This is a genomic window from Flavobacterium hydrophilum (genome assembly GCF_003202405.1).
GTDB classification, from domain to species: domain Bacteria; phylum Bacteroidota; class Bacteroidia; order Flavobacteriales; family Flavobacteriaceae; genus Flavobacterium; species Flavobacterium hydrophilum.
This window is the reverse complement of sequence record NZ_QJHL01000001.1, coordinates 1,178,109-1,192,359: the sequence shown is the minus strand read 5'-3', so window position 1 is coordinate 1,192,359 and position 14,251 is coordinate 1,178,109. Positions and strand designations below refer to the sequence as shown.

Here is a 14,251-nt window from a genome sequence, read left to right as displayed (position 1 = left end):
GTTTTTGTTTAAGGTTGTTTCATAGACTTGCTTTGGAATAAAAAACGAAACAATGTTATTCAAACGTTATAGCTCATCAAATCACATTGCAAATTAAGGATACAACAAGTTTTTATGACAGGGAAAAATTCATTTATAAAAGGGGACAATTTCGTAAAAGGCCATATGCAACACGTAATAAAAACATATTTTTCAATTTTTTAGGCTAAAAAAAATGACAAACTGAATAATTAACCACTATAATAACACATTTAATAATACATTAATTTATCATTTTTAATTAAGACATTTTCAAATACTTGAAAGAATAATCTTTAAATTATAAAAAACATAGAAAGCACAACCAGCAATCCATCTAAAAAACAAATGTTCTTTTTACCATTTTATAATAAATTATTACTTTCGCAGAGTACACAGATAGCAAATATTCACATAAAATTAATCCGCTTTCTGATCGCATCTCTTTTATTTTTCGTATATCAAAGAACAGCACACTTTTTAAAAAATTTTCTATGAATAAGTTAAAGTTCTTTCTTGTTATTAGTCTTCTGTATCTACATGCATCCGGACAGAATTACCCAATAAGACATCTTGATATTACATCAGGACTTTCTAATAATTCTGTTGCCTCTATATATCAGGATCAAAATGGCTATATGTGGTTTGGAACTTTTGACGGGCTCAACAGATATGATGGAAATGATTTTAAGATTTATCGAAATGTTCACACTGATCCTAATTCTATTCAGGGAAATGCCATTAGCTGTATTGAAGGTGACTTTAAAAATAATTTGTGGATAGGAACAACAGCTGGTCCTGTTGTTTTTAATGCAGAACGTACTTCCTTTACTCCGTTGCAGTATTTCGGAATGGATAAAAAAGCTAAACCTTTGAAAGTTACGGCCTATGAGATCATTGCTGTACATTCTCAAAATATAATTCTCGTTGCTACAAAAGAGGCGATCGTACTTTATAAGGAAGGCGAGAAAATTGGAACGGCAATACCCTTCAAAGGAAAATTAAATTATATCGCGAGATCAATAGCTTATAATGCTAAAAAACAAATCTTCTATGTTTTTGTAACCGGCGCCGGTCTTTGTCAGTACAATATTAAATCCAAAAAACTAACGCTTCTTAACAATACAATTACAGTCGCAAATTGCATTAAGCAGACAAATCAGGGGCTCTGGATCGGGTCAGACGAAGGTGCTTACTTATACAATGACAGCCAGAATGCCTATTCTAACAATTACTTTCCGGAAAAGACATCAGTACGTGATTTTTTTCAGCAGGATAACAGGCTCTGGATTGCTACTGACGGAGCGGGTCTTTACACCATTACAAAAAATCAGACTACTCCTGTTTTATATCGTGCCAGCGGTCCTGTTTCATTGCTCAAAAGTAAATCCCTGTATGATATATTCGAAAGCAAAAACGGAGAAATGTGGTTTGGAACCCTCCGTGGAGGTGTAAGCATGATGGGAAAAAAACCACTCTATTTTAACCATTTTAAAAGCAAGGATCCACTGACCAATAAAGAAGACGAAGATCCTGCCGCAAATTTCATGATTTCTTTCTGTGAAGATGAAAAGAAAAATATCTGGATAGGCACAGATGGTGCCGGAATGCGATACTGGAACAGGAAACAAAACACCTACGAAGCCTATTCTACAACTTCATCTGCCAGTAGAAAGATTCAAAGTAATTTTGTTACAAGTATCGTCAAAGATTCTGACAATGCTATTTGGGTGGCTATGTGGAAAGGCGGTGTATGTCGTATCGATCCGAAATCAAAAGCAATTCAGAATTTCTCCATTTATAACCAATTCACCAAAAAAGCAGAACAGGAATCATGGCTGCTTTTTTTAGATTCGAAAAAAACGTTATGGCTTGCCATTACCAATAACGGAGCACTATATCAATTTGACAGAAAGCAAAATAAATTCATCTGTTACAGTACTGCTTTACGTGATGTTACTTGTCTCTATGAAACCAAAGACGGAAAAATCTGGGGCGGAACATTCAATTCTTTTTTTGAGATAGAGCCAAAAACAAAAAAAGTAAAAAACTATCATTCTGATTACACCATCAGATGCATAACTGAAGATCAAAAACAAAATCTTTGGATTGGTACGGTTGAAGGTGGTCTGCTTTTATTTAATAGAAAAACAGGGACTTTTAAAAAATATACTACTCAAAACGGCCTTTCGAGCAATACGATACTTCGCCTATTAGAAGACAAAGAAGGAAATTTATGGATGAGTACGTATCACGGAATCTCAAGATTGAATCCTAAGAATAGTACTTTTAGAAATTTCGGCGTTTCTGATGGACTTCAGGGAAATCAATTTAGCTGGAGTGCAGGTACGGAACTTTCTACAGGAGAATTTATTTTTGGAGGTATAAACGGATTCAATGTTTTTGATCCTGATAATATAAAAGACAAAAAAAATACCGGCAAGTTTCTACTCAATGATTTGCTGGTAAACAATGAGTCTTTAAAAATGAACAGCCCTTATATAATAGAAAAAAAACTCGATATGATAAGTGCTGCCGAACTCCCTTATGACAAATCGGCATTGAGTTTTGATTTTGTTTATCTGGATTATGTCAATTCTGAAAAAATAAATACCGCTTACTATCTCGAAGGCTGGGATAAAAACTGGAATTACACCACAAAGGACAACAGGGCAAATTATTCGAGACTGACCGAAGGAACTTATGTTTTCAAAGTAAAGACAACCGATGTTTTTGGAAACTGGACGAATGAAGTAACGCTGGCAACGGTAAAAATCCTTCCGCCATGGTACAGAACATGGTGGGCGTATACCTTTTATCTAATCGTTGCTGCCGGTGCGATTTATGCATACGTAGATTACCATAAAAACAAGGAAAGACTTCGCTATGAAATAAAACTTACCCGAATGGAGCATAAAAAAGACAAAGAACATGCCGAAAAGCAGTTTTCTATGTTTACTTATATGGCCCATGAATTGCGCACTCCCCTATCTTTAATTATAAATCCGCTTAAAAGTGCGATTGAAAGAAAAAAACGTTCTGAAGATGATCTTGACCTCAATCTCGCCTATAAAAATGCGAAACGATTATTGAGTCTTACCGATCAGTTACTATTGTTCAGAAAAGCTGAAACGGATCTTGATGAACTCAAAATTTCGAAGATTAATTTAAACAGTCTGTGCCGGGAAATCTACGAAAGCTTTACACAAATGGCAGGGGTTAAAAGTCTAAACTACCAATTTATTGAAGAAGAAACCCCGACCGAAATCTATGGTGATTATGAAAAAATAGAGATTACGCTGTTCAATTTAATCTCGAATGCTTTCAAATTTACTCCAAATAACGGATCGATAACTATTCAGATAATCGAGAACATTGCTGATGTTTCGATCATTATATCAGATACGGGAAGCGGAATTCATGAAAATGACATTGATACTATTTTTGAAAAATTCAAGCAGATTCAGTCAAAATCCAGTAATGGTTTTGGAATAGGTCTTTATGTTGCCAAATATTTTGTGAATAAACATTATGGCGAAATAAAGTGTGAAAGCAAAGTTGGAAAAGGAACTTCATTTACTATTACACTCCCAAAAGGAAATAGCCATTTTGCAGAAATAAACATCAATGAGAATCATCCGCAAATGTCGCCTCTGGTAGGGGAACTTCTTGAAGGAATGCCGGCCGCTCATCAAAATACATATGAAAAAAACATTCCCCCATCAGATCCGGAAAATCTGCAGTCAGCATTAATCACTACAAAAAAAGTATTGCTGATTGTTGAAGACAATCCCGAAATGAATCATTATCTCGTACAGCTTTTTTCTAAAAACTATATTGTACATTCAGCAGCAAATGGTCTGGAAGGACTGAAACTTGTCGAAAAACATATGCCGGATATTGTCCTCAGCGATATTTCGATGGAAGGCATGAATGGCTTAGATTTATGTAAAAAAATCAAACAGGATGATGATTTTAGCCATATCCCGGTGATACTTCTCACGGCTACAACCAGCAATGATATTCATTTGCAAAGCATTACAGAAGGTGCCGATGATTATGTTACCAAACCTTTTGACAGTGATATACTGCTGGCAAGAGTAGATGCTGTTCTTCGAAACAGAGGGCAATTACGCAAGTATTTTCTGGACAGTATAACACTTCGTGAAAATGTAAATAAAGTTCCTCTCGAATACAAAGAGTTTCTTGATAAATGTATAGAAATTGTCGAAGCTAATATCGAAAACAGCGAATTTAACCTAAAGAGTTTCTCGGCGGAAATGGGTATGAGCCATTCAAGTCTTTACAAAAAGATTAAGGCAATTTCAGGACAAACCGTAAATGTTTTTATCCGATCCATCAGAATCCGAAGAGCTGCAGTAATTATGCTTACCGAAAATATTAATATTGCGCAGGTTGGCCCTCTGGTTGGTATTGAAGATCAGCGCTATTTCCGTCAACAGTTCGTAAAACTGTTTGGTATGAAACCTTCGGAATATATCAAAAAATACAGAAACTCTTTTAATAAGGAATTGAATATTATTCAGAAAAAAGATGTTACATAGAAATGTATCTTTCCATGCTTTTTTAGGTTGATAAAACTGGATTAATTTTCAAAAAACACTAATAATCAATATTTTAAACGATTAGATTTTAATCCTCTATAAAATTGATTAGCTATTTGAATGCTTCCCTCCTTCAGAGAAATCCGGGGCTTTTTTCTTATGTTTAGTTTGTAATTCTTTGCGGCACAAATTATAATCTAAGCTATCGGGTTCTAAAAGTCTTTTGCTTTTTTTATTTTTTTACAAAAAATTTAAATTTTCGCATTTGTAGTAATAGCCAAAATGTATTGTTCAAATAAAAGAATAAATTATAAGCAGCAAAACCGGACATAAAAAAGACTGCCCTTTTAAGACAGTCTTTTTTGTAAAATTATTACGTCTGAATAAAATCTTTATTTCAGAATTTGATATTATTTCTTGATAAAACGCTTAACAGTTTGCTTCCCATCTTTATCAAAGACAATCAAATAAATCCCGGTTTTTAAAGCAGAAACATCTAAACTGTTATCATTACTTTTTTGTGTTTTAATAAATACCCCAGTTTTAGCATCTACTACAGTTATATTTCCTCCTGTTACATCAGAAGTAAAGAAAAGTGTCTCTGAAACCGGATTTGGATATATATTGAATACCTTAACGACTGTTGTTTCATTTTCGTCAATAATTGAAGAAGCTACAGGATCGGCAATCGCTGCTCCGGCTCCCACTTTCGTAATTCTGATCCAATTAATGTTCATTCCCGTATTCTGAATATAAATACCAAAACTATAAGTTCCTGCAGTTACAGTTACATTTTGTGTAACAGTCTGCCAATTCTGCCATCCTCCTGTATTGGGTATATCAACATTACCAAGTAAAACAGTTCCTCCATTTAAGTCAGAAGATAATTTTCCTCCCGTTACAGCACTTGCAACTCTGTACTCTATTAAATACGAGCCTGTAGTTGGGAAATTAATATTGTTGTAGGCCATCCAGTCACCCGTTTCAGTATATCCAACATTAGATCCTCCACCAGTATCTGTCGTGGCTTCCACCTGAATTCCGTTCATGGATGCATAATCCTCAGCCTGAATCACAGTAGAAGTGTGTGCTCCGGTTGTCGAAATTAATTTCCATTGTCCACAGGTCTGTCCATTATCATCCCATTGCTGAACATTAGCACCATTGGCTGTGCTTGCTCCTGCTACCTCAACAATTCTTCCGCTGTGACGTGCAACAATTTTGTAAAATCCATCTCCTGTTGCAACTAAAATAAACTGCTGATTGGTTGTTGCGTTGTATGGATATTGCTCTACATTGGCTCCATTAGCTGTATTAAATCCATTTATATCCAAAGACTGACCGCTATGATTTACAATGATTTTATACAACCCGTCTCCCAAATGCGTAAATGTAAATTTTTGATTAGCATTAGTATTTACTGTTCCCTGTGCCACATTCGCACCATTGGCTGTACTTGCTCCCCAGACATCCATATTAAGTCCGCTGTTCCTGTTTTGCAAGAAGAAAGTCTGATTTCCTAAAGTTGTAACTCCGTTAGCAATTATGCGTATTGAACTTACTTTGTCATTCCACGTTGCATTTAAACAGGCATTATTAGAATTGATTACAGTTGAAGCACCTGCAAAATTATCATCCTGATATAAGATTGCCTGGAATCCCTGAGTAATTCTAAGTGACGAGATATCATCGTTTAAAATTCCTAAAGAGTTTAATCTTGCCAAATTATAATCTCCAATAGTTAGTCCTCCTGAAAACCCGGTATAATTACAATCTTTATAAGCTGTAATTACATCTGTTGAAGGAGCAATATTTCCTCCTGGCGGAATAGTTCCTGTAATCGAATAACTTCCAATTGAACCATAAGCTGAATAGCCTCCGTAACCAGCATTGCCTGCCCCGTTACCGTCAACTCCAATAAAATATTTGCCAGCCGGCAAGTTTACATTCATAGAAGCATTCAAAGCAAACGGATCAGAGTTCCAATACGTTCCCATTTCTGCTCCAGCCGAATTATAAAGCCTAATCAAGAGATGCAGATTTCCGTCTCTTGAAACTGTATTGGCATTAATAGAAACATTCCCTCCGCCTGTTGTAAACGTAAAAAAATCATAATCGGCTTCACTTGAAATTATTCCGTTTTTCTGGTTGATGGCTCCGCTTCCGTTATAATCTAAAGTTGCTGCAGAACCCGTAGTATTTCCATAGTCATCGCCTCTGTATCCTATGCCAAATTTAGCACTTGCGATAATAGCAACATCATCCTGTTTATTATCTGCATAATTGTATTCTCCTTTACTCCATTGCACAATTGGTCTGTAGTAACCTGCACCCATAATTGGTGCCCAGGATGTTCCGTCGATACCTACAAAATAGCCTTCAGCCGGATTGGTACGACCGTCATGACCTAAATCGAATGTATGACCAATTTCATGCGCTGAGGCATCTCCACCCGATTTACCTGAAGTAATAAATACCCAGCAAGGTACATCATTGTCCCAGTTAAAGGAACCAATATACGCAACACCTCCCGCCCCCGGGGCTGCTGTATTGGTTGGAGTTACCACCACACGCATTCTTCTGTTTCTTGGATACGAATTAAAAACGGCTTCACTTGTTGTAATATTTACATTAAAAGGTCTGTAATCTTCTGCAACGACCTCCCAATGTTGCTGTACGGCGGCATCGCTCATTCCTGATGCTGCTGCATTAATAGCGTTTCCGTTGTTCCAAAGGTTTCCGGCTGGCATATTATAACCATCAAAATCCAGCATCACACAACCTGCCGCACCTGGCAAACTTTGTAAATTCAGTAATGCCGGGGCAATTGCAGCTGCGGCCGCTGCTTTACCTGTTTTATTTGTGCCTTCCGGAACATTTTCATAATCGATACAAATCAACTTATTGATATCTACTTTTTCTACAAACGCATTTCCCTGAGCATCAGAGAAATATTTGTATGCCTCTCTGGACTTTTTTAAGATGATATGTCCTTCCACAGATTTATCCATTATTTTAATAAAAAAAGAAGACTCTGCAATGTTTTTGATTTCTCCAATTAAAAATTCACTTGAAGAACTGGATTCTTTGAAGTTTACTTTTCCATTGAATTTTTTGGAATTGGAAACTTCGAGCAAAACTGTTTTTTCTGAACTCTTTGAAGTCGAGGCGACCAGTTCTTTTTTCAAATTATTCATAAAGGTTTTACTTGAACCTAATGAAGTCTGCGCTGTGGCCAAATAACCAAAAGCCAGAAAAATGAGTAAACTTAACGTAAGTCTGTAATTGTTTTTCATATTGATTGGGGTTTAAAGGGTTACAATTAAATATAAAAGCACTACTCCTTCCTTGCTGAATAACAAAGAAGGATAGCACTTTTAGTAAACTTATTTTTTAACAAAACGTCTTACTGTTTTGATTCCGTCTTTTTCAACTAAAATCAAATAGATCCCGGTTTTTAAACCAGCAACATCAATACTGTTGTTATTGGCTTTTTGTGAAGAGATTGTAGCACCATCCTGAGAATTTATAATGCGTACGTTAGCTCCCGAAACTTCTGCAGTAAAGAAAAGTGTATCTTCTGTAGGGCTTGGATAAACAGTCAGGCTTTCAATTTTTTCCTGAGAAGCTGTTTTTGCTGTTAAAGCAGAGCCCGATTTTGTGATTCGGAACCAGTTTAAATTCACACCACTATTCTGAATGTAAATTCCAAAATTATAGGTTCCTGCGTTTACATTTACGGTCTGACTTACTGTTTGCCAGTTTTGCCATCCGCCAGTATTCGGAATATTAACTGAACCAAGCTGAATTGTTCCTGCACTTAAATCTGAAGAAATAACTGCTCCGTTGACACCACTCGCTACTCTGTACTCAATTAGATAAGAACCGGATGTTGGAAAATTAATATTGCCATAAGACATCCAGTCGCCCGTATCTGCATATCCCACATTTAATCCGCCACCAGTGTCTGTAGTCGCTTCGGTCTGAATTCCGCTCATGCTGGTATAACTCTCAGCCTGGATCAAAACCGAAGAAGAATTGCTTACCGCTCTAACTCTTACAGAAGAGGCTATATCATTAAAACTGTTATCAACCAGACAAGTGTCATCCGAGGTAATAATTACAGAAGAACCGGAAAAATTATCATTGGCATAAAGCACCACTTCATAACCACTTTGTACTTTAAGAGAAGAAATATCGTTATCCAAAATTCCTTTCGCCTGCAATTGACTTAGAGTGTAATCTCCTGTTGGCAGACTAACAGCATACCCGCCATAATTGCAATCCTTGTATACTGTGCCAACACCATTATTTTGAGGCACATCATAAAACGTCTGTCCTGCCAGATTTCTTCTTTTTAGTCCCTGCGATTTATAATTAGCCACCAAAGTATTAATCTGATTCAGATCTAATGCTGTATTTTTATAATATAAAACCCAGTCTGCCATGAAAGTATTCTCTCTGTTACTGGTGCTCGTACCTAATACATTATTCCAAATCCAATTGGCAAAGGCAACCTGCATAGTACTTCGGGGATAAACCGAAAGACCTGCCTGCGTTTCATTATCAGTAACAGAATGCGTTGCAATAAGTGTATTATCCATATAATACCTGATATTCACACCATCCGTACAGGTAGCAATAAAAGTATGCCAGCCTGCCAATGATTTTTGCTGGGTGGAATAGGTTTTCCAAGGCGTCCATGGATTTGCAATGTATTTGTGATAAGAAGTGGTATATCCAACTCTGTTGTCCGGAGAAACGCCCCACTTATCGGCAGCCATATATTCAATAATATCCAATTCACTATATTTTGAACCATCCTGTGCAAGCGCTGAACTTACAATGGTAAAAAAGGTCTGTATATTGGCATCTTTAGTTGCAAATGCTTCATCTGATAAATAGACTCTTGATGCGTACGTTCCTTCAAAATATTCATAAGAGCTTTCTATCCTGGAATGTGTTACCGCTTTTGACTGACCATTTACAGTGGTTTTCAATGTCATCAGCTTATTCGATGCATCATTCGGGTCTGTAATAAAATTGACATTATTTCTGTTGTACGTGGCTCCTTCCGGTGGTCCGCTTACTCCATTGATAATCTGCCATTTGTTAAAGGATGCCAATTGTGGATCAGTATTGCCTGAATAATTAAAATCATCAAACATGATAACCTGTGAATGGGAACTTAAAGCAAACAAAATAAACGCCAAAAAGAATAGCTTTGAGTTCATTGAAACTATTATATTTTTCTTCATGATGCTTTATTTTTTTATAAAACGTCTAACTGTTTTTATTCCATCTTTCTCTACCAAAATCAAATAGATTCCGGTTTTTAAGCCCCTAACATCGATACTGTTGTTGTTTGCTTTTTGAGAATAAATTGTTGCACCATCCTGAGAATTTATAATGCTTACGTTAGCTCCTGAAACCTCAGCAGTAAAGAAAAGTTCGCTTTCTGTCGGACTTGGGTAAACCGTCAGGCTTTCGATTTTTTCTGTCGAAGCTGATTTTGCTGCCAAAGCAGAAGCTGACTTCGTTATACGGAACCAGTTTAAATTCACACCCGAATTTTGAATGTATATTCCGAAGTTATACGTTCCGGCATTGATATTAACCGTTTGAGATACTGTCTGCCAGTTTTGCCATCCTCCTGTATTGGGTACATTGACAGCTCCCAACTGAATCGTTCCTGCATTTAAATCGGATGATAATCTTGCACCCGAAACAGCACTTGCCACTCTATATTCAATCACATAGTTGCCTGAAGTTGGAAAATTGATATTGAAATACGCCATCCAGTCACCTGTATCGGCATAACCAACATTTAAACCTCCGCCGGTATCAGTGGTAGGTTCTGTTTGAACTCCGCTCATAGAAGAATAACTTTCCGCCTGTATTAAATTTCCGGTTGCTGGAGGATTACTTCCTTTTACAACCTGATCAGCAGCAGTTAGCAATGATTTCGAGCCTGTAGCATCCTGAGATAATTCCCAGATCATAACACCGCCTGCATTTTGAATTGCAAATGTTGTTTTTGCTTTGATGGTTGGAATTCCATTGTAATAAATAGTATTACCTACCTGATCCTGATTTTCTGAGCCCGGATATTGCGCTACAATATTGGCAAAAGAAATTCCCTGATTGGCTGCAGCTCCAAAACCATATCCATAAAAAGGTAATCCAATAATGGCTTTACTGGCCGGCAAACCTCTACCAGTCCAGTAATTAAACTGGTTAACGGCCATACTGTAAGGAGAATGAGGCCCGGGATTTGCTGTATTCCACGGTCCGGTTGCGTCATAAGCCATAATATTGATCCAGTCGTAAGCAGCAAAAGTAGAAACTGGTACATTTGCACCACCATATCCTTCTGAAAGTGCTGCTGTAATTTGTTTTCCGCCTGAATGTAATTTATTCGCCAAAGCAATCACAAAACCTCCGTAATCACCATTAATTGCAGGGCCTTCTAAATCTACATCTACGCCGTCAAAATTATGCGCTATCACATAATCGTAGATTTTTTGAATAAATGCTGTTCTGTTTCCGGGAGTAATCAGGTTAAAATAATTATCACGGATGGCACCTCCTTCAGAAATGGCACCTCCGCCAAGGGAAACAAAAACTTTTACGTTTTGTGCATGTGCTGCATTAATAATGGCATTAGAACCAGAATTGAAAGTCAGATAACCATTAGCATCCGGATTTTCAAACGCAATATTGATGTGGGTTAATTTACTGTATTGAATGGTAGTTGAAAAAGAATTCAGGTCAATCCAGTTTGGAATATAAGCGATTACTTTTTTTTGGGCTATTGACAAATTGAAAACACCCAGAACGAAAATTAAGACCCATGTAGGCTGGATCATTTTGTAATTGTTTTTCATAATAATTTTTAAATAGATTAAGGAATTTGTAATTTTTGGGGAATAGTAAACCTCAGACAATCTAATTTTGATCAGAATGTCCGAGGCTTTAATCATTAGACTATTTTTTAAGGAAACGTTTTATCGTTTTCTGACCGTCTTTTTCTATTATAATCAAATAAACACCAGATTTCAAACGCGAAACATCTACACTGTTGTTATTGATTTTTTGAGAAGAAACCGAAGTTCCTGTCTGCGCATCTACAATACTCGCATTTCCTGAAACTTCTGTGGTGAAGAAAAGTGTACTTTCAACCGGATTTGGATAAATATTTAAGGTAGTTGCAGCAATAGCCTCTTCCTCAGCAAGTGGAGCCGAGGCCGTTTTTGCAGTTGCAGCAGTTCCAATTTTCGTAATTCTGATCCAGTTGATGTTCATTCCGGTGTTTTGAATATAAATACCAAAATTGTAAGTTCCTGCATTTACATTTACCGTTTGAGAAACCGTCTGCCAGTTTTGCCATCCACCTGTATTTGGTACATCAACATTTCCTAAAAGAATTGCTCCGGCATTTAAATCAGCAGATAATTTACCTCCTGTTACGGCACTTGCTACTCTGTATTCAATTAGATAAGATCCTGTAGTTGGGAAATTAATGCTGTTATAAGCCAGCCAGTCGCCTGTTTCGGTATAACCAACATTTGATCCACCGCCTGTATCTGTTGTAGCTTCAACTTGAATTCCGTTCATGGCAGAATAATTTTCGGCCTGAATTAAAACAGATGTTTGTGATGTTGTAACCGGAACCAGTTTCCATTGTGCACAAATCTGTCCATTATCCTGCCATTGCTGTACATTGGCACCATTTGCCGTACTTGCTCCTGCAACTTCTACCAATTTGCCACTATGTCTTGCAACGATTTTGTAAAATCCATCACCTGTAGCAACCAATATAAATTGTTGGTTTGTAGTTGCATTGTATGGATATTGCTCAACATTGGCACCATTATCTTTATTGAAATTATTTACATCTAAAGATTGGCCACTATGACTTGCCACAATTTTATACAATCCATCACCTAAATGCGTAAATACAAATTTCTGGTTGGCGTTTGAATTTGCTGTTCCCTGTGCCACATTGGCTCCATTGGATAAACTGGCATTCCAAACATCCATATTTAAATTACTGTTTCTGTTTTGCAAAAAGAAAGTCTGGTTACCTAAAGTCGTGGTTCCGTTTGGTAAAATTCGGATAGAAGTTACTTTATCATTCCACGTTGTATTCAAACAAGTATTATCAGAAGTAATAGTTGTTGAAGTTCCTGTAAAATTATCGTCCTGATACAAAATGGCCTTAAACCCCTGTGCCACTCTCAGTGATGAAATATCATCATTCAGAACTCCCAAAGTATTCAAACGGGCCAGATTATAATCGCCAATAGTCAATCCTCCGGAAAATCCTGTGTAATTACAATCTTTATAAACGGTAATTAGATCGGTTGTAGCGGGTACAGAAGGAACTGTTCCTGCATAACCTCCAAAAGCTGCAATTACTTTTGTTGGCTGAGGCGAATGAAGCGATGGCGACTGATCAGCCACGTCATCATAAGCAAATCCGTATGCGAGATTGTCTACACTTATTCCCGGTAAATGCCAGAATTTAGAATAATGATTCGTTGGATTTACCTGATAGTATTTCGAAGCATCGTACCAGTTTTGCTGACCCGGATTTGCAGTTGTAGTATTTACAACATGTCTGTTAATTGCAGCAGTTAATTGTGCCTGAATAACAAGATCTAAATCTCCGTCAACCAGTCTTCTGTCCAGAACGCCTTTTCCTTCCAGTGCTTCCTGAGTTGTTGGTCGGTTTTGAACTCTTCCTGTGCGACCCACAAAACCTCCGGATTGTCCAACCATTTCAAGCTGCTCTCCGATTACTCTTCCTTTGAAAACTCCGGCATCTCCCGCATAAAAGATTAAATCTTCATTTTTATATTTATTCCAGATAGCATCTATATATGGTTTTAAATAATTTGCCTGAGGTCCAACTGAAGTTCCTCCGGTTCCATCAGCAAAAGCCGGTGTTTTTGAAGGTGCTGTAATTTCTCCTGTCGCATCGTTCACACAGCCCTGAAATTCTGATGGCACATTGGCTTTAAAAGCTGCCACGATATCGGCGTGTTTTTTTAATTCACCCACACGTTTTTGATATCCATTGGCTCCGAATAACTCCAGTCCCATTGGATATTTATACGAATCGACCCTTGATGGATTTCCAAAAAAACCGTATTGATTATTCGTAAGCTCAATTATTTCATATAAAATTCCCTGATTCGGATCCGTTGCGTTTAATGGATTTGGTGATGTATATCCTGAAGGCGCACCACTTGCTCCAAAAAAATAAAAATACAATTGCTGTCCTTTGGCTATAAAAACCCTGCAGCCTGCGATTAAAGGCAGTGTAAAAGTCTTATTTGGAATTTCACTCAATTTTGTAAAGCAATTGGCATATTTTGAGTTTTGCCCGGGTCCGGTGTTGCCTCCAATTGTTGGTCCGGTCACGGTATTATAAGAAGAACTCATTGGTAAAACCTGACTCGTTTTGGCATTGACCCAAACATGGTTTCCAGTTGTATAATCAATACCCACAATCGCTACATACAATTCATTATCATTAAATGTAGAGGTATTACTAATCGTGAAGGGAATTGCTCCCTGACCAAACATAAAATTTGAAAACACCAGAAACAGTGCTGTCAGAAAATAAAAATTTGTAAGTTTAATTTTATTCATATCTAGAT

At 37.0% G+C, this 14,251-nt stretch carries 5 protein-coding genes; 1 reads left to right on the top strand and 4 read right to left on the bottom strand.

Annotated features, from left to right (window positions below):
- Positions 1–512 precede the first annotated feature (512 nt).
- Complete coding sequence (locus DMB68_RS04610) at positions 513–4,583, top strand: hybrid sensor histidine kinase/response regulator transcription factor (protein ID WP_110345470.1); 4,071 nt, start codon at positions 513–515, stop codon at positions 4,581–4,583.
- Between the two features lie 410 nt (positions 4,584–4,993).
- On the opposite strand, the gene DMB68_RS23555 is transcribed toward DMB68_RS04610, so the two are convergent.
- The 4 genes from DMB68_RS23555 to DMB68_RS04590 all read right to left on the bottom strand — a co-directional run bounded on the left by DMB68_RS23555 (position 4,994) and on the right by DMB68_RS04590 (position 14,243).
- Positions 4,994–7,879, bottom strand: a complete 2,886-nt coding sequence (locus DMB68_RS23555; RefSeq protein WP_231131581.1) for a carbohydrate-binding protein — start codon at positions 7,877–7,879, stop codon at positions 4,994–4,996.
- Between the two features lie 90 nt (positions 7,880–7,969).
- The gene (locus DMB68_RS04600) at positions 7,970–9,841 is read right to left on the bottom strand and encodes a carbohydrate-binding protein (protein WP_231131580.1); all 1,872 of its coding nucleotides are present in this window, start codon (positions 9,839–9,841) and stop codon (positions 7,970–7,972) included.
- Between the two features lie 6 nt (positions 9,842–9,847).
- Entirely contained in the window at positions 9,848–11,470 is a 1,623-nt protein-coding gene (locus DMB68_RS04595) for a glycosyl hydrolase family 18 protein (RefSeq protein WP_110346344.1), read from the bottom strand.
- Positions 11,471–11,570: 100 nt separating this feature from the next.
- The gene (locus tag DMB68_RS04590) at positions 11,571–14,243 is read right to left on the bottom strand and encodes a beta-1,3-glucanase family protein (RefSeq protein WP_110345469.1); all 2,673 of its coding nucleotides are present in this window, start codon (positions 14,241–14,243) and stop codon (positions 11,571–11,573) included.
- Positions 14,244–14,251: the final 8 nt, after the last annotated feature.